Origin of the sequence: Pseudomonas sp. WS 5079, from assembly GCF_012985465.1 — a bacterium.
Taxonomy (GTDB): Bacteria; Pseudomonadota; Gammaproteobacteria; order Pseudomonadales; family Pseudomonadaceae; genus Aquipseudomonas.
This window is the reverse complement of record NZ_JAAQWN010000001.1, coordinates 352,981-370,626: the sequence shown is the minus strand read 5'-3', so window position 1 is coordinate 370,626 and position 17,646 is coordinate 352,981. Positions and strand designations below refer to the sequence as shown.

Sequence of the window (17,646 nt, the reverse complement as noted above, 5' to 3'; positions counted from 1 at the left end):
GCCGCGGGCTAATGAGATGTCGCAGGGCCATCATTGTTCAACAGTTGCTGAAATTGTTCTGACGACACCGCGTGAGAGATCAGGAAGCCCTGGACCTGGGTGCAGTCGATTTTGCGCAGCAGCGCCAGTTGCTGGGGTGTTTCGACTCCTTCGGCGACGACGGTCAGCCCCAGTTTGCGGCCCAGTGCGATGATGCTGGCCAGGGCCGAAGCCATGCCCTCGTTATCATGGCAACCCTGCACCAGCGCCTGGTCGATCTTCAGTTCGGTAAACGGGGTCGAGACCAGGTTCAGGTAAGAGCTGTAGCCTTTGCCGAAATCGTCCTGGGACAGGCCAAATCCCTTGATCCGCAGGCGGCAGGCACCGGCGTAGAAGTTGCTGATGTCCTGGGGCACCGAGCATTCCATCAGCTCGAAGCAGATCATCCCCGGGATGCCCTGGTGCTCCAGGACAAACGCCAGCAGGCGGTCTGCCAAGTCATGGCTGTTGAGCAGGTGCGTCGGCAAGTTGATCGATACCGGAATCTCATACCCGCGCTGGCGCCAGCGCTCCTGGGCATGGATCGCTTGCTTGAGCACCAGCCACAACAGGCGCTCCTCCAGGTCGAAGGCCTTGATCGCCGGCAAAAACGCCGCGGGCAACAGTACCCCTTGTGCGGGGTGCATCCAGCGCACCAGCGCTTCGGCAGCGACGATCCGGCCGTTGGCCAGGGATTTTTTCGGTTGGAACCAGGCCTGGACTTGCCCGTTGCCCATGGCCTGGATGAGCGTATGCCGGTCAATCGCCGGGGCCGTCGCGGCCGGTGGGGAAGGGCTGCGGTCCTTGTGGTTGAGCTGGCTGACCAGGCTGCGCAGCGCATCAGCGGCGACCGGCTTGGAAATCAGCCCGATGACTTTCACATCGAGATTTTTCGCCACCAGGCTGGCCGCCATCAACATCCGCCGGGACGCGGCACTCATGATAGCCAGGGCGGGCTTGCAACGCAGGGTCGCCAGGCTCTGGATAAACTGCACACCGTCCATGCCCGGCATCAGCAGATCCGTCAGTACCAGGTCGAAATCACGCTGGCGCAGGCGCTCCAGCGCCTCGTTCCCATCCTGGGCAGCCTCCAGCAGGAAGTCACCCAATTCATTGAGCAGGTTCTGCAGGTACAGGTGCTGCAGGGGATGGTCCTCGACGATCAAAATACTATAGGGCTTCATGGGGGATCCGTGCGTAAGGCTCCAGGTAGTTGAAGAGGGCCCGCAACGCAAAGGGTTTGACCAGGCAATGGTTCATTCCGGCGGCCAGGCACAGGTCGGCCTCGCCGCGCATGGCGTTGGCAGTCGCGCCGATGATGGGCAGCGCGCAACCTTGGCTGCGCAACTGCCTGGCTAATTCGTAACCGTTGACTCTGGGCATATTCACATCCGTCAGTACCACATCGAAGTGTGAGGCCTTGCACAGCTGCAGCGCTTCATGACCATCGCAGGCCAATTCCACGGTGCACCCAAGTTCCTCAAGCTGATCGCGCAAAATCAATTGATTGATAACGTTGTCCTCGGCCACCAGCACATGCAGGTTGAGCTTGCGCAGTTCACGCTTTTGCGCCTGCTCATCGACCCGGGCGACCCACAATCCCTGGGCCTGGCTGACCGCCTGGTGAATCGCACTCAATTGGTTGAGGTTGGCGTGCCACGTACCGGTCTCGGGTTGCTGGCCATTGCCGCTGTTGCTACTGACCAGGATTACCGGCCCCGGCCAATCGGGCACCAGGGGTTGTTCGATGGCGCCGGGGTGCAGCTCCAGCAGCAGTTGGCCATCGGGGTGGGTCGGCTGGCCGGTCTGGGCCCGGGCGCCCCAGCGGCGCAGCCAGCCGCTGATCGATTGAGCGAGTTCGGGAATCGGCGAGACCACATAGACAGTCTCGGCAAGCAAGCTGCTCATGGGCGCACAGTGCGCAACTTCCAGTGGCAGGGTCAGGCTGAAACTGCTGCCCAGGCCCAGCTCGCTGACCATGCGGATATGCCCGTTCATCAATTGCGTCAGGCGCTGGCATATCGGCAGGCCAAGCCCGGTGCCGGCCACCACGTTGGTATTGCCTTCGCTTTGATAGAACGGCTCGAAAATCATCGCCTGGTCTTCCTGGGCAATGCCTTTGCCGGTGTCGGACACTTGCCACAGCACGCTGGAGCGCTCGTCATCGCGGTCAAGCAACTTGACCCGCAGAACCACGCGCCCGTAGTCGGTGAATTTCACCGCGTTGTTCAACAGGTTGTTGAGGATCTGCCGCAGGCGTGTGACATCGCCCATCAGCCGCTCGGGCAGCTTGGGGTCAAAGCAGGCGTAGAGCTGCAAACCCTTGCCCCTGGCGGCCGCGGCATAGCCCTGGATGATTTCATTGACCAGGTCCAGGGGCGAGAACTCGCTCAGCTCCAACGCCAACTGCCCGGCCTCGATCTTCGACACATCCAGCACATCGCAGATCAGTTGCAGCAACGTGGCCGAAGAACCCTCTATGGCATGCAGGTAGTCTTTTTGCTGGGCATCGAGCTGAGTGCGGGCCAGCAGCTCCAGGGTGCCCAGCACGCCGTACAGCGGTGTGCGGATCTCGTGGCTCATGGTCGCCAGGAACAGGGTTTTCGCGGCATTCGCCGCATCCGCTGATTGCCGCGCTTCTTCCAGGGCCGCTTCCACTTGTTTGCGCGCACTGATGTCGCTGAATGCACAAAACAGCACGTCCTCACCTCTATAGCGGGTGGGCGCGCTGCTGAGGTAAAGGTGGCGGCCGTCGAGGGTCTCGAAGTAATCCGAATGCCCGCAGGAGGTGCCATCGAAGGCCTGACGGATCCAGCCGGCGCACAGCGCTTCACGCTCCAGGCCGGTGCCCAGCCACTGCTGGGCCAGGGTGTTTTCCAGCACCACCTGGCCGTCGGTGCGACGCAGCACGCACAACGCCACCGGCGCGGTCTGGATCACGTCGCGCCCGAAGGCCTCGCTTTCGATCAGCGCCTGGATGCCATTGATCGACGGGATGATGAAGCGTTGATTGACCCGGCGCATCACCAGCCAGATCAGGGTCACGCTGAACAGGCAGAACACCAGCGAGCCAAGCAGTTCGCGCCATAATCCGCGCACCACATCACGCAAGTTGATCGAATACATCAGTTGCCAGTCCGACGACTTCAGTTGCTTGCGAATCACCAGGTGATCCGGCACCAGGCCACCGCCGACAAAACCGAAAAAATTCTCGCCCTTGGGCTTGAGCAGGGACTGATCCAGCCGTGGGTCGTGGCTATTGGTAAACACCAGCATGCCCTGGGAGTTGAGCATCATGAATTCGCCCGCACTCTGGTCATTGAGGGTCGTGGACACTTCATGGCTTTCCATCTCCAGGCCCAGCCAGCCGGAGTCGGGGTCGCGCTCATCCAGCAGAATGAACAGGTAGAGGTGGGAATGGCCTTCGGTCTGGTCGCTGAGCCAGAGTTCGCCGGGGTCCAACGGGTTGTGCTTCTTCAGCGCCCGCAGGCGATTGAGCATGCACTGGGAAAACGGCAGTACCTGAGGCGTGGAGTCGTAGAGCCGGGTCAGTTGCGGATCGGGGCCGGCGGTCACGTAGAGCAGGTTGACCTGCTTGGACTTCAGGTAACTGCGCATGCGCGAGGTCAGCCAGATGCTCCACTGATGGCTTGGCGTGTTGCCCAGCAGCAGGCGCTGCTCTTCGCCCACGGCCGGGTAGACCTGGGCCTTGGCCTGCGCGGATTTGCGCACCGCCGACAGGCTCAGGCTTTCAAGCAGCGCTTCACGGGTGGTGAAGAAGGTATGCGCCTCGGCAATGGCGCTGCTCATATAGCCGCGCCGCTGGGAGATGTCATTGTTGAAGGTGGAGAGCAGAAACGTATAGACACCGCTCAAGATGCCAACCAGCAATACGGTGGCGAAAAGACGAAGCAGCCTTCTGGCTGCTTCGGGTCGGGACAGGACGGGATTGATCTGCAACAGATAACTTTTAAATCGCATCGGCGGATTTTAATCGGCCGCCCAGCGCCTGGGCATAAGACGATCCTTAAAAGCGCCGGTGCCGTTACTTGTAGAACATATCGACCACGACCGCCGCATCGAACGCGCCGGGAATGGGCAGGCTGCGCCACTTCAAGTCCGCCCTGAAGTCTTGGCGGAAGGTCTGATTAGCACCATTCATTCGGGCCAGGGGGAACCATTCATTAAAGGGCAGATGCTGATTGGTATAGTCCCAGGCCAACGAAATGCCCACGGAACTGTTATTGGCCGGCACCAACAGGCCATTGATCACGTTCCCGCCGCCCGGGGTGGTGGCGAAGCGCGCGCTCACCGTATACGGGGTGTCGCAGGCTTTGCGCAGGCTCAAGCTGAAGGTGGCGGTGCTTGCCACCTCGCCGATCTGCGCCTTGCGCGAGGGCTTGGGAAAGTTCACCACGTTGGGCGTGATCGTCAGGTCTGGCGTGCAGGGCACGAAGCGGATGTCGTTGACGCCGGTGACGATGTAATTGAGGTTGCTGTTGGGGCGGTTGTTGAGCCCCGTAATACCGTCCAGTTGAAAGACCCGGTATTGCGACAGGGTACTGGCCTGGCCGTTTTGCGGCGTGGTACCAAATTTCTCGATAAACACGCTGAAGTTGAGGGTGAACCGGGCCTTGTCCCAACCGACGCAGTTTGACAAGTTGCAACCGCGGTCGGAGTAGAACCCAGTACCGTACTTGCCACTGCTTTGGGTGATCGGCACCGAGTTATAGCGAATCCCGGCACGAATGCCCTGACCGATACTGACGCTTGCCGGGTTCAGGTAAAAAAACACTTCTTCGCGGCCATGGTCAAAGTCATCCTTGCAAATCACGTTCACCGAGCGTGGGCCCGACTCCCAGATAATCGTGCCATCCGGCGCATCGGCCGCTACTGCCAATGCCGTGCCCAGGGGCGCGGTGTCAGCGACAGAACCGCTACCGTCCACCCGACAGGCCAGCGCATAGCTGGTAGCGGGGAGGGCGGCGCAGGCAAGCAAGGTGGCCAGGAGCAGGTATTTAAGGTGTGACATAGGTCGGTGTTCCCCACGAACCATCACTTGAGGGCCGCACGATGGCGGGCCTGCAAGCCGATATCGGTGATTTCGGTAAAGTTGATTTGGCTCCCGGCGCTGATGGGGGCCTTGGCACTGAAGACTTTGCGTTCCCCGGGCTTGAGCAATGCGTAGTCATCCAGCGCCTGAACCTGGCCGCCGGCGTCGATTTGCACATCGATCAGGGACAGGTGAAACGCACTCGGATTGGTGACCGCTATGGACTGCCCATCGGTGCGCTCCCACATCAAGCGGGGCACCGCCTCTGACGAGCTGCCGGCAAGCCCAGGCGGGCGATAGAACAGCTTGAGACGCTGGCGCACGGCAAATTGCACGCTGTCGGTGGCGTGCGGCTTCAGCGGGATTTCCATGACGTTGAGCAAGAACATCGATTCCACGTCGTCGGGCAAGCCTTCGCCGGCATACAGAATACGCAGCAGGTGATGCTGTTGAGCATCCAGGCGAACCAGCGGCTGAACCACGGCAAAGGGCACCGGCGAAGTTGCATCATCGTCCTCGCGGGTGACCCAGCTTTGCACCACCAGTTCGCCGGGGGACTGATTGACGATGTTGATGCTGGCTTCTTTATATTGGCCAAAGTAGATCAGGCGCGTGCCTTCAATCTTGACCGTCGCCTGCGCGCAGGGCGCCAGGGCCAGCAGCGCTGCAAGCAGCGCACTGATCCAGAGCAGGGACCGGCAGAATGGCAAATGCTTGAGTGGTGACATGAGGGCCCGCAGCTTCCCTGGATAGGTTTGGAATGGCTTCGGGGCTCATGTTAGGAGGTGGGCGCTGGGGATTCTCTCAGGCGATTCTTAAAAGCCACATTTGCAGGCTCAGGGCTGGGGCACGTTCTGCTTGTCTGCGCCGAAAGTGACGCTCTTGTTTGGGCGTGCCTGCCAATCGCGCAGCCATTGCAGGCCCTTGGATGTGTTGCCGCGCGGCCGGTATTCGCAACCCACCCAGCCGGTATAGCCCAGTTGGTCGATCAGTTCGAACAGATAGGGATAGTTCAGCTCGTTATGCAGGTCCGGCTCGTGGCGATCCGGCACGCCCGCGATCTGGATGTGGCCGATACCGGCGAAGTCCTGGCGCAGCTTCGTCACCACGTCGCCCTCGACAATCTGGCAATGGTAGATATCGAACTGGACTTTCAGGTTGGCATGGCCGACGGCTTTACAGATGGCGTGCGCCTGATGCTGGTGATTGAGGAAAAACCCCGGTATGTCCCGGGTGTTGATCGGCTCCAGCAACACGGTGACGCCGCTCTTGGCGGCTTGTGTGGCCGCGTAGCCGAGGTTTTCCAGGTAGGTTTGCTGGTGCCTGGCGCGATCCGCTTCGTTTGCCAGCAGCCCGGCCATTACGTGAATGCGGTCGTTGCCCAGGACGGCGGCATATTCCAGGGCCTGGTCGAAACCTGAGCGAAACTCCGATTCACGACCAGGCAGGGACACGGTGCCTTTCTCGCCCGCCGCAACATCGCCGGGCGGCGCGTTGAACAGGGCCTGGACCAGGCCATTGTCGTCGAGCCGTTGTTTCAACTGTTGCGCGGGGTAGGCGTAGGGGAACATGTATTCCACGGCCTGGAAACCATCGGCAGCGGCGGCGGCAAAACGGTCGAGAAAATCATGTTCGGGGTAAAGCATGCTGAGGTTGGCAGCGAAACGAGGCATGAAGACTCCAGGGGTGAACAATCAATCGTATGGCCGGTGTTACCACTGAACACCAAAGGCCGCGTGCAACTCATCCAGTGCCGACTGGGGCAGGGGAGCGGGGCGCGGATCGGTCATCAGCCACAGGCGTGCGGTTTCTTCCAATTCTTCCAGGGCATAGCTGGCTTTGGACACCGAGCTTTCCCAGATCACCGGCCCGAGGCGCTCAAGCATCACCCCGCGCACACGGTTGGCCAGCTGCGCCACCCGCTCGGCCACCTTGGGAGAGCCGGGCCGCTCATAGGCGATCTGCGGGATGCGCCCGACTTTCATCACTTGGTAAGGGGTCAACGGCGGCAGGATTGTATCCTCCTGCCAGACCCCGGCCAGCGTCAACGCCACCAGATGGGTCGAGTGGGTGTGGACCACGCCGCCCACCCCAGGGTTGCGATCGTAGACCTGACGGTGCAGGGCCAGGGTCTTGGACGGTTTGTCGCCGCTGACCCATTCCCCGGCCAGGTTGACCTTGGCAATCGCCGCCGGGTCGAGACGCCCCAGGCATGCGTCCGTGGGCGTGATCAACCAGCCGTCCTCCAGGCGCGCGCTGATATTGCCGGCGCTGCCCACCGTGTAGCCACGGGTGTACAACGAAGCGCCGACGTCACAGATCTCTTCACGCAGGGTATTTTCGTTGCTCATGTCCGAACTCCTGCCAGTTGCTTGAGGGCCTTGTCGAAGAAATCCACACCGCCGAAGTTACCCGACTTGAGCGCCAGTGCCAGGGGTTCCCCGGGCGTGCTGACGCAGGCGGGCACCCCTGGGTCGATTTGCGCGCCGATCTGCAATAGCTGGATATTCAGCGCCTGGACCACGGCGCCCGAGGTTTCCCCGCCGGCGACCACAAAGCGCCGCACACCGGCCTCGCGCAGCCCGCTGGCGATCCGCCCCATGGCTTGCTCCACCAGGTGCCCCGCACGCTCGGCGCCTAATTCGCGCTGGACCGCCTTGACCTCATCGGCCGTGTTGGTGGCGTAGATCAGCACAGTTTGCGCATGGTCGGCGGCGAAGGCCAGCGCCTCCTCGACCACCGGTTTTCCCGCCGCCAATGCCAGCGGGTCGATACGCAAGGCCGGGCGACCTGCCTGCAACCAATTCGCGACCTGCCCCCTGGTGGCCTGGGAAGCGCTGCCCGCAAGCACCACCTCAGCGCCTTTGACGGCGGGCACTTGTGTAGCGTCCAGCGTGCGCAATTTGCCGGCACGCCGAAAGTTGCCCGGCAAGCCCAGGGCCAACCCGGAACCGCCAGTGAGCAGCGGCAACTGCGCACAGGCCTCGCCCAGCAGATAGAGATCGGTATCGCACAGGGCATCGGCGACAGCCATGCTGACCCCGTCGGCGCGCAACTGAGCGATGCGCGCGCGGATGCTCTCGACGCCGCCGGCCACGCTGTCATAGCGCAACAGGCCGACCTTGCCTTGGGTCTGCGCCTGCAACACGCGAACCAGGTTGGCGTCAGTCATTGGCGTCAGCGGGTGATGCTGCATGCCCGACTCGCTGAGCAATTGGTCTTGCACGAACAAGTGCCCGCGAAACACCGTGCGCCCGTTTTCCGGGAACGCCGGGCAGGCGAGGGTGAAATCGCTACCCAGCGCGTCCTGCAAGGCGTCGCTGACCTGGCCGATATTGCCGGCCGCCGTGGAGTCGAAGGTCGAGCAGTATTTGAAAAATATCTGCTCGCAGCCACGCTCGCGCAGCCAGTGCAGCGCTTCGAGGGACTGGGCGACGGCATCGGCGGCCGGCACCGTGCGTGACTTGAGGGCAATGACGATTGCATCGGCGTCGAGCTGGCTGGCGACATCGGCAGCGGGTATGCCGATGCTCTGCACAGTACGCATGCCGCCGCGCACCAGCATGTTGGCCAGGTCCGTGGCTCCGGTGAAATCGTCGGCAATGCAGCCCAGCAGCGGCCGGGCAGGGGCGTTCAACATGGTGCGCTCCTCAATCGGGTTTAGCCGGGCTGGTATTCATGGATGAATTGCTCGATCACATCAGTGAAATGCTCGTCTGCGGTAAAGCCCAGGTCCCGGGAGTAGGTGGCGCAAAAGGCGCCGGGCCAGGAGCCGACAATGCGCTCGATCGCCTGGTTGGGCTCCATGCGAATCCGTTCGGCCACTTGCGCACCGGCGGTCTGGCGCAGGGCATCGATCATGCGTTCAACGGTGATCGACAGGCCCGGCATGTTGATCACCCGGCCCTGGACCAGTTGCTCGCCACCCAGTTCATGGCCATGAATCAGGTTGTCAATGGCCTGTGCCGGCGACATCAGCCACAGGCGGGTGTCGAGTGGTACCGGACACACGCTGGGTTGGCCGTTGAGCGGCTCGCGGATAATCCCGCTGGCGAAGCTGGAGGCCGCCAGGTTGGGTTTGCCTGGGCGCACCACGATGGTCGGCATGCGCAGGCTGCGACCATCGACGAAGGCGCGCCGGCTGTAGTCGGCGAGCAGCAAGTCGTTCATGGCTTTTTGCGTGCCGTAGGAGCTTTGCGGCGCCCAGACCTGATTATCCGGCACCTGTTCCGGCAACTGTCCGCCGAACACCGCGACAGAGCTGGTCATCACCCATTTGGGGCACGTACCGAGCTGGCGCACGCGCTCCAGCATGTTCTGGGTTGCGCTGAAGTTGATGCGCATGCCCAATTCAAAGTCGCCTTCGGCCTGGCTGGAAACCACCGCAGCCAGATGGAAGATGCTGTCTGTGTTGGCATCGATCAGGCTTTCCAGCACTTGCGCGTTGGCGATATCGCCACACACCACTTTGACCCGGGGATCAGCGATCCCTGTGAGTTCGACCATGTCGAAGGCGACGATCTGCCCGATGGGCCGCGACTGGCCAGTGCGGTCGGTGAGCGAACCACGCAGCAGCAGCGCTTCGATCAGGCGCCGGCCGAGGAAGCCGGCTGCACCGGTCACGAGAATATTCATGAGTTACTCCAAACGTCAGCGGTTGACGAGTTTTCCGGGAATTCTGAAGACCAGCAGGGCGCCGAGGAACAGGGCGCTCGCCATCACGTACATGCCGATTGTGGTGCTGTGGGTCAGGTCCTTGAGGAAGCCCATCAGGTACGGCGAGACAAAGCCCGCCAGGTTGCCCCAGGAGTTGATCAGCGCAATGCCGGCAGCGGCAGCCGTACCGCCGAGGAAGGCTGTCGGCAGGCTCCAGAACAAGGGCAGGGTGCTCATGGCCCCCATCGAGCCCAGGGTCAGGCCGATCATCGACACGGTAAAGTTGTCGCTCCAGGTGGCGGAGATGAACAGGCCGATACCCCCGAGCACGGCGGTCAGCGCCAGGTGCCAGCGCCGTTCGCGCAGCCGGTCGGCACTGCGTGAAACCACGATCATGGTGACTGCCGCGGCGGCGTACGGGATGGCGGTGAGCATGCCCACCTCAAACACATCGCTGACGCCGGCCTGGCGGATAAGGGTCGGCAACCAGAAACCGACGGTGTAGAACCCGGCGATCATGCAGAAGTAGATGGCCGTCAACAGCCAGATACGCGGTTGCAGGAACACCTCTTTAAGGCTGTGTTTCTGGTGGCCGACGGCTTCGGCGTCAATGCGTGCCTGTAGCAGGGTTTTCTCTTCGCGGGTGAGCCAGCCGGCGCTGGAGATCCGGTCGCTGAGGCAGAACACCACAAGGAAACCGACGGCAATCGAGGGCAGCCCTTCAAGGAAGAACAGCCATTGCCAGCCGGCATATCCATGCATACCGTTGAACGCGCTCATGATCCAGCCGGACAGCGGCGCGCCAATCAGCCCGGACAGCGGCACAGCGGTGGCAAACAGGGCATACATCTTGCCGCGGCGGTGGGTCGGGAACCAATAGGACAGATACAGGATGACACCCGGATAGAACCCGGCCTCGGCAATCCCCAGCAGGAAACGCATGATGTAGAAGGATGTCGGCGTGGTCACCAGGGCCATGGCCGAGGAGATGATGCCCCAGGTGATCATGATGCGGGCGATCCACAAGCGCGCGCCGACGCGATGCAGGATCAGGTTGCTGGGCACCTCGACGAGGAAGTAGGCAATGAAGAAGATCCCTGCACCAAGGCCGTAGACGGCTTCGGAAAACTGCAAATCGTCAGACATCTGCAACTTGGCGAAACCGACGTTCACCCGGTCCAGGTAGGCGACCAGATAGCACAGCAGCAACAGCGGCATGATCCGCCACGCCACTTTGCGATACGCCAGGTTCTCGAAGCGATCTGCGGGTACGGCAGTACTGGTTTGAATCACTGACTCAGTCATGTGTTTCCCCCATCCTTATTTTTATAGTGGGTGGCGTTGTGTGTGTCGGATTACATGATGGGGCGTTTTTTATCATAATACGTCATACGAATTCAACGACTAAATCCCCAGGGGACGCCGGGCATAAAATGCAGTACCTTTCACAGATTTGAGCCAGAGCTTTCTATGCCCACTGCTGACAAGTCTTCCTGTAGTGCCGATGCGCTGGGCATCCTCAAGGACGCCGCCAAGGGCACACTGTCCGACCAGGTGACGGCGGCCCTCAAGGCCTACATCGCCAACGGTGAAGCACTGCCGGGCGATCGCCTGCCCACCGAGCCCGTACTCGCCGAGCGCTTCGGCGTGAGCCGGACGGTTATCCGTGAGGCCATTTCGCGCCTCAAGTCAGCCGGCCTGGTGGAGGTGCGCCAGGGCAGCGGCACGGTGGTCAGCGAAGGTGCGCACATCAAGGCGTTCACCATTGACCTGGATGTGGGCGGGTCGATCGAGGCGGTGTTGCGCGTCACCGAACTACGCCGTGGCATCGAAGGCGAAGCGGCGGCACTGGCGGCGCAACGGCACTCACCGGCGCAACTGGAAGCGATCCACCAGGCGCTGAAGGCCATTGATACGGCCGAACAGGGGAGTCGCGACGGGGTTGAGGAGGACTTGGCGTTCCATCACTCCATTTCCAAGGCGACCGGCAATCCGCTGTATCCGTCATTGCACGAATTCATCGCGCAGTTCATCAAAGAAGCGATCCGCATCACCCGCTCCAACGAAGAGCGCCGCCGCGACCTGGCCAAGACCGTCCGGGCCGAGCACTTTGCGGTGTACGCCGCCATTGCCGCACGCGACCCGCAAGCCGCGCGCCAGGCGGCGCTGGAGCATATCAATAATGCGGTTGAGCGGCTCAAGAGTGCTGATCCTGCGTTTTGGCAGAGTCCGGGGGCGAGGAAGGGTTAGCATTTTAGCTTAGGAGTGTGAGTGGATTATTATAACTAAACTAAACAGTCATTTAGTTTAGTTATAGTCAAGAGCATAGCTAAACGTTTGGCATCATATAGGGACGATCTATATGCGGGGAAGGCTTACGTCAGGTCTGTGGGTGGCATGTTTCGTGATCAGTGCTACAGCGCTGGCGGATGAACTACCGCGTAGCGAGCAGTTGAAAGCATTCCGCGCTGCTGGATTTAACCAAGAGACGTCGGAGTGCGAAATCGAGACAACAGGTAGCTACACGCCGGTAACCATGGAATTGGTTGAGGACCTGAACGGTGACGGCCGGCCGGATGCGTTGATTACCGAAGGCAGCACTTACTGTTATGGGCAAGCGGGTACTGGATTTTATCTAGTCAGTCAGCAGTCTGACGGCCACTGGAAACTCATGCTCAAAGAAAGCGGCGCCGCTGAGTTTCTCGCTAGCAAAGGCAATAATGGTTGGCCTGATGTCAAGGTCGGCGGCCCGGGCTCTTGTTTCCCAGTACTGCGTTACGACGGGCAACGATATCGATTTCATCACAGTGTTGGTGAACGGTGTGCTGACTCGCCATAAACGTCAGATGGCCCAAGGCTCAAACGAAGGCAGGTCAACGCCGGCGACGGAGGCTGCTTTTGAATCTGGCACGCAGTGGTTCTAGGTCGCTTAGTGAAAAGCAGCCTCCAGAGCCCCCCAGGTCCGCATAGGACAGCGCTGAGAGAAGGTGACTTCGGAGCATGTTGCGTCAAGAAGTGCCCATGGAAATTGGGTTAGGTTGATAGTGCGATTAGAAGGTGTTGCTCAAATATGAGAAGGCATTTTGTTGCTGGAGTGCTGTTTCGAATACGCAACAGCACTAGCCTCTAAACACGACGCAACCGTCCGCCAGCGAGGACTATTGTTGCGTAAGAAATGTGGGAGATCTATGTCTTCTAAGGACATGGTGACGCACTCAATCTTGGTTCTGTCCATGATCCAGACCAAACGACGTTTTCCCAAATCATTCGAGTCGATGACCAAGTCGGCATCAGTCCCGGAGGATATCGTCGATTAGGCGGGTATTAAGGCTGCCCCAACGGCGGAGATAGGGATCTTTGCAGCGATTGGCACATCACTATCTGGTGCTTCTGGAAGGGCGTGTCTTCCATGCAGTTCCTTCAGACCCGGGGTCCGCCTATCATCGTGCTCTTCGGTTTCTGCCTTTACCAACGGACTCACAACGACTATGTCGTAATGCCAAATGACTGGAAACCGAAAGGAGAGGTGAATTCCGCTGCCTTCCTGCCAGTCATGGCTCTGACGGCCGTCGTTTTCACTATTATTTCCCAATTACGTATAAATGCACTGAACCTCTACTTGGGATCGATCGTCCCGTCCAACACCATGGACATTACCTCCAATGTATTCATTGCGCTTGCCAGAAGCGTAAAGAACAGCGAATATATGTGTCAAATGGCCAGCACGACGGATGTCCGAATGCATCATCGATGCTGGATCGGAATATGCGAGGCGTACAAAGGCATTTAAAATAATTTAATTATGCCCGTGAATTTAGAATCACTAATCAAGCCTCTGGTTCTCCAAATGAAACAAGGAAGTAAAAGTGAATATTGAAAGCCTGAGATTGGCGATACTTAATTATCAACAACTTATCGCCGAGTATCAGCTAGAGAGGCAGAAGCTTCTGTTCAAGTCGGCAGAAACCGAGCAAGAATTCGCGAGGCAAATTGAGCTCGCGACACGCGCCGAAGATGGCGGGCTTGCAGCTGGCCGAAAAATTGAGCTGCTTTCTGAAATGTTATCACGGAACCAGGGGGAGATTTCTGATTTCGACAAAAAAATACACACGGAGTCAGCTAAGTTATCCGGCCTTCAAAAAGAACTCGACTTATATTTAAAACAAAAACACCTTGAGGCACTGGGAGATGAGAGGGAGGCTCTTTCCTTGCAGGATAAACTCTTGAAAAAGAATTTCGAGAGCATTACGGCTATGCGAGAGGCTCGTAGCCATATAAGCCAGGGTGGTTTACTTGAAACATATGACGGTTACTCTATGCTGCCGCATCGGGGTAAGTTCCATATAATTACTGGCGTTAATGGCCTGGGGAAGTCTCGATATCTCAGGTTTCTCGCGCGCAACCGTGAAGTCCAAAATTACTGCCAGCGTATCATATGTCTATCCGGAACCATGTATGACCGTTTCCCGAGGGTAAGCGAGGCTAGTAAATATCTTTGCGAATATTTTTACTTTGGCAATAGAGTAAATAGTAATATCCTGTCCGAAAAAGCGCCCTTTCGTATACTTTCCTCTTTCATGCTGGGGGAGGGGTGCAATGGCCTTGCAGGCTCGATGGCGGGGAATATTCTCGAGGAAATGGGGTTCGCACGCCAAATCAGATTGATTTTTTCTCCACGATCTAAAACTAATACATTATCGGGAACCATTGCGCGCGCCGAAAGGACCGGATTAACTTTAGAGCTGACAAATACATTGGAACAATCCAGCGCGACAGAGGAGAACCTTGCAAAGCTACGGAATAAGGAAATACAGCTCCATGACATTGTATTTGAGAAGGGGCTCCGGAAGCTTGGGTTATCTGATTTAAGCTCGGGGGAGAGGCTCTATCTTCTTAGTACGCTGGCTCTCTGCTTTTGTGTGACGGAGCGTACGCTGGTTTTATTTGATGAGCCAGAGAACTCCCTGCATCCACAATGGCAAGCAAAAATCATCAAGGATATGGTAAGCATAGTCCGGAATATGGCTGATGAATGCACAGTAGTGATTGCTACGCACTCGCCGCTCATAGTTTCAAGCGCGCCAAATGATATTAGTTTTATTCGCGACCTTCCATCAGTTGAACCTTGGATGAAATCGGAGCTCTATGGTCGTAACGCTGATACAATCCTATCAGAGCAATTCGGTCTAACCTCTCCTCGATCCTTGACGGTTGCCTCTCTTATCCAAGACTGCCTCACGACACTAACAGATGTTAACAGTGAGCCAGAAAAATTCTTGGCAGCTGCAGATAATCTACTCGATCACAACATACAGCTGGACGCGGATGACCCTCTGTACGATACGATTAAACGTATCGCTGACTTGAGGGAGATGTATGCATGAGTTTCGGCCCTACTAGGCTTCAGCCATTGCATCGCGATATACTTAACCAGTACCCGGATCAAATCGCCAGTTTCGAGCGGGGAGATTTGGAATGGAGCAGCAATGAATTTACTGAGCTAAAGAAGTCATTGCGTCTATCTCTCAGGGCACAGCAAGAAGGGCGATGCATATATTGCAGACGAAAGATAACCGTTGAGCGAAGAAATGCCACGGAGGATATAGAGCATTTCCTCGACAAGTCCAAGGGCAAGTACAAGAAATGGGCTTTCACAGCTGTAAATTTGGCGCTTTCCTGCCATCCATGCAATATGCAAAAGTCCACCAGGGATATGGGGGATGCGGGTGTGTCGGGCGCTGTCGAGCTCACAGAGGCGTGCGGTGAATATTCATGGATACATCCATATTTTGATGATTATTTTGAGAATATAGAGATCATGGATGCTTGGCTTTATATAATTAAAAAAGATGCCCCGAAGCCCGAGCGCGCTAGAAAATTGATTCAAGATTGCCTGTTGGATCAAATAAAAACAATTGAGGCTGACAAGGTTGCGATAATGCATCGAATTGGTCGGCTACATAATTTGGCAGCACGGTGTGTACTGAAAAATCCAGAGCGAGCAAAAAAGATCTTGGATTACACCGGGAATTTTGTAAAAAATGGCTGGAAGTATGTTTAGTTTTGCTGACAAGGGCCTACACATCGCTACTACAAGTAGGAAACTTCGCTTTTGGGGCAGGACTCCGTCACTTCTGAGTGATTGACGCTTATCTCAAAAGTGCGCAGGATTGAAAGTAACGTGTGGTGTTGATAGTTGGTCTATTGTGGGCAAAAACAGGAAAAATTATAGCGTTCGATTTACCAGCAATAGCATAGGCCACCCGGCCTTGCGCCTGGCAATTTATCACATATCCGATTTTGGTTGTGGCGGTATCGGGAATGGGCACATTGATTTCAAGGCGCAATACGAAGTACTCATGGTTGGAGGCTCCCCTGGCGAGATAGCTATCGAGCCAGTTCTTCCTTTACTCAATCCGAGCACCGCGCCTAAGACGGATACCGATAAGCATGTGCGTGTCGCTAAGTGAAATGGATATGGGTGGGACCTGCTGGAATGCAAGAAGGTTAGCGCAGTGCCGAGCTATCGCCTCGGTGAGATGCCCTCAGCATTATGTCAAAGGGCATCAACAAGGAGGCTAGGCTACGACGCTCGAAGAGTGGCGGAGACGCTAGCTCAGTTGAATGGGTATTCTAAATTGGGAAAAACCGGCTCGGTTGATTACATCGTCGAGTGTGAGCATATAACATGCGGCCTCCAGTTTTGGGGTGATACTCACATGAAGCCCCAGGATATCTGACGCCATAAGGTAATGACCTTTAATAGCTTCTTCGACTGTTCCAGCAACGGTCCACTTCATTCTCTTGGCAAGTGTCTCGATGCTGGCCAGAGAAATACCAAGCCGAATATTGGCAGCAGGGTGACGGAAGTCGTCGTGCCCATTTGCCAGCATGTGCATCAAATGAAAAGCCGCGGAAGCCATTGCCCCATGGTGGTGCATGATTGCCTGGGGCTTGAGTTGATTCCACCAAACGTTAGTATTTATATAGCGGAACGTTACCACTGAAGCGTTAATCGCATAGGCGTCCGCTTCGCTCTCCAATGCCCTCCAAAAGCGCTTAGACTCTTCTTGGTCGGTATGCAAATGGATCAGCGGCGTTCGCTGATTGTTCACTTCGTGATAATCATTGCTGCCATTGCTCTTAATGTATTCCAGATGTCCATGGGTGACATGCGCTACCTCATGGAGCAGGATTAGCCAGCTTATGTAGTTGAAGGTGTATCCTATCGTTTCCGATTCACTGCAACCCGTCATTTCTTTTTGAAGACATGGGGCAATCGAGCTGGCTAAATTGAAGATCGCCCCGGTTAGAGTACGACCGAATGTGATTTTATAGGTGCTCTTCCCCGTGATCTTTGCTCGAGCAAGTATGGGACTGTATGAACATTCGAAATCTAACGACTCAATGGCAAAACCCTTCTTTACCACCTCGTCTATGAACTTTTCGGCGCTTTTTGCCAGGTGACATTCGAGCTCGTCTAACAGCACTAGATCGTTTGGGGGCCCCATCAGGAAGTCGAAGGTAATGGGCGATATCATGTCAGCGGCGTGCTCCTAAAATGCTAAAAAGTATCCGATACCGGACTCAGGACTTGCACCAGATTACGGCGCCATTGGTTATCCAAAAGTGGCATTTGCAGGCATTATGTTGGTGCACTGACGGTGCAATCGTTGGGCGTCCCCAGAAGTCCTGCTCTACAACCCAGCGAGGTCTCCGATCAGGACTCAAAGAAAGCGAGATGCTGGAATTGCATCCTCCTGGACATGTGAAGCAAGCCCATTTCCTCACCCCGTCATCGATTACCAACCACAGCTCGCCGACGGGGATCACGGTCTTGCCGGGGTGGCGAGGAACAAGCCTTATCAAGAAGTCGGACTTTAACCACCCAAGCCAACGCAATGTTTTAGTAAATAAGC

Annotated in this window: 15 protein-coding genes; 5 read left to right on the top strand and 10 right to left on the bottom strand. The window is 57.5% G+C overall.

From position 1 onward, the window contains the following. Nucleotides 1–8: 8 nt before the first annotated feature. From HBO05_RS01655 to HBO05_RS01615, 9 genes are all read right to left on the bottom strand, one after another. Nucleotides 9–1,202 carry an EAL domain-containing protein gene (locus HBO05_RS01655; RefSeq protein ID WP_169951708.1) on the bottom strand — a complete coding sequence of 398 codons (1,194 nt, stop codon included), beginning with the start codon at nucleotides 1,200–1,202 and terminating at the stop codon, nucleotides 9–11. After that, nucleotides 1,189–3,999 (bottom strand): ATP-binding protein, encoded by a 2,811-nt coding sequence (locus HBO05_RS01650; RefSeq protein ID WP_172311416.1) that lies wholly within the window; start codon nucleotides 3,997–3,999, stop codon nucleotides 1,189–1,191. The genes HBO05_RS01655 and HBO05_RS01650 overlap by 14 nt, the downstream gene beginning before the upstream one ends. A 64-nt stretch (nucleotides 4,000–4,063) precedes the next feature. Further along, the gene (locus tag HBO05_RS01645; RefSeq protein ID WP_170041398.1) at nucleotides 4,064–5,050 is read right to left on the bottom strand and encodes a fimbrial protein; all 987 of its coding nucleotides are present in this window, start codon (nucleotides 5,048–5,050) and stop codon (nucleotides 4,064–4,066) included. A 23-nt stretch (nucleotides 5,051–5,073) separates the two neighbouring features. Then, entirely contained in the window at nucleotides 5,074–5,799 is a 726-nt protein-coding gene (locus HBO05_RS01640; RefSeq protein WP_172311414.1) for a molecular chaperone, read from the bottom strand. A 108-nt stretch (nucleotides 5,800–5,907) separates the two neighbouring features. Further along, a complete protein-coding gene (gene otnI / locus HBO05_RS01635) occupies nucleotides 5,908–6,744 on the bottom strand; it encodes a 2-oxo-tetronate isomerase (RefSeq protein ID WP_172311412.1) in 837 nt (278 codons plus the stop codon). A 39-nt stretch (nucleotides 6,745–6,783) separates the two neighbouring features. Then, on the bottom strand, nucleotides 6,784–7,422 hold the full coding sequence (locus HBO05_RS01630; protein ID WP_170057331.1) for an aldolase: 639 nt from the start codon (nucleotides 7,420–7,422) through the stop codon (nucleotides 6,784–6,786). Then, entirely contained in the window at nucleotides 7,419–8,711 is a 1,293-nt protein-coding gene (gene otnK / locus HBO05_RS01625; protein WP_172311410.1) for a 3-oxo-tetronate kinase, read from the bottom strand. The genes HBO05_RS01630 and otnK overlap by 4 nt, the downstream gene beginning before the upstream one ends. Nucleotides 8,712–8,731: 20 nt before the next feature. Beyond that, nucleotides 8,732–9,706, bottom strand: a complete 975-nt coding sequence (gene denD / locus HBO05_RS01620) for a D-erythronate dehydrogenase (protein WP_172311408.1) — start codon at nucleotides 9,704–9,706, stop codon at nucleotides 8,732–8,734. A gap of 15 nt (nucleotides 9,707–9,721) precedes the next feature. Next, nucleotides 9,722–11,032 (bottom strand): MFS transporter, encoded by a 1,311-nt coding sequence (locus HBO05_RS01615; protein ID WP_169951690.1) that lies wholly within the window; start codon nucleotides 11,030–11,032, stop codon nucleotides 9,722–9,724. A gap of 165 nt (nucleotides 11,033–11,197) precedes the next feature. Here HBO05_RS01615 and HBO05_RS01610 point away from each other — a divergent pair, with 165 nt between their 5' ends. The 5 genes from HBO05_RS01610 (at nucleotide 11,198) to HBO05_RS01590 (ending at nucleotide 16,197) form a co-directional block, all read left to right on the top strand. After that, complete coding sequence (locus tag HBO05_RS01610) at nucleotides 11,198–11,977, top strand: FadR/GntR family transcriptional regulator (RefSeq protein ID WP_172311406.1); 780 nt, start codon at nucleotides 11,198–11,200, stop codon at nucleotides 11,975–11,977. 154 nt (nucleotides 11,978–12,131) lie between these two features. Further along, on the top strand, nucleotides 12,132–12,566 hold the full coding sequence (locus HBO05_RS01605; protein ID WP_172311404.1) for a hypothetical protein: 435 nt from the start codon (nucleotides 12,132–12,134) through the stop codon (nucleotides 12,564–12,566). Nucleotides 12,567–13,593: 1,027 nt separating this feature from the next. Then, nucleotides 13,594–15,111, top strand: coding sequence for an AAA family ATPase (locus HBO05_RS29465; protein ID WP_172311402.1), 1,518 nt, complete (start codon nucleotides 13,594–13,596; stop codon nucleotides 15,109–15,111). Next, entirely contained in the window at nucleotides 15,108–15,788 is a 681-nt protein-coding gene (locus HBO05_RS01595) for a hypothetical protein (RefSeq protein WP_172311400.1), read from the top strand. The genes HBO05_RS29465 and HBO05_RS01595 overlap by 4 nt, the downstream gene beginning before the upstream one ends. A gap of 109 nt (nucleotides 15,789–15,897) precedes the next feature. Further along, nucleotides 15,898–16,197, top strand: coding sequence for a hypothetical protein (locus HBO05_RS01590; RefSeq protein ID WP_172311398.1), 300 nt, complete (start codon nucleotides 15,898–15,900; stop codon nucleotides 16,195–16,197). 141 nt (nucleotides 16,198–16,338) lie between these two features. On the opposite strand, the gene HBO05_RS01585 is transcribed toward HBO05_RS01590, so the two are convergent. Then, nucleotides 16,339–17,268, bottom strand: a complete 930-nt coding sequence (locus HBO05_RS01585; protein ID WP_172311396.1) for a hypothetical protein — start codon at nucleotides 17,266–17,268, stop codon at nucleotides 16,339–16,341. Nucleotides 17,269–17,646: the final 378 nt, after the last annotated feature.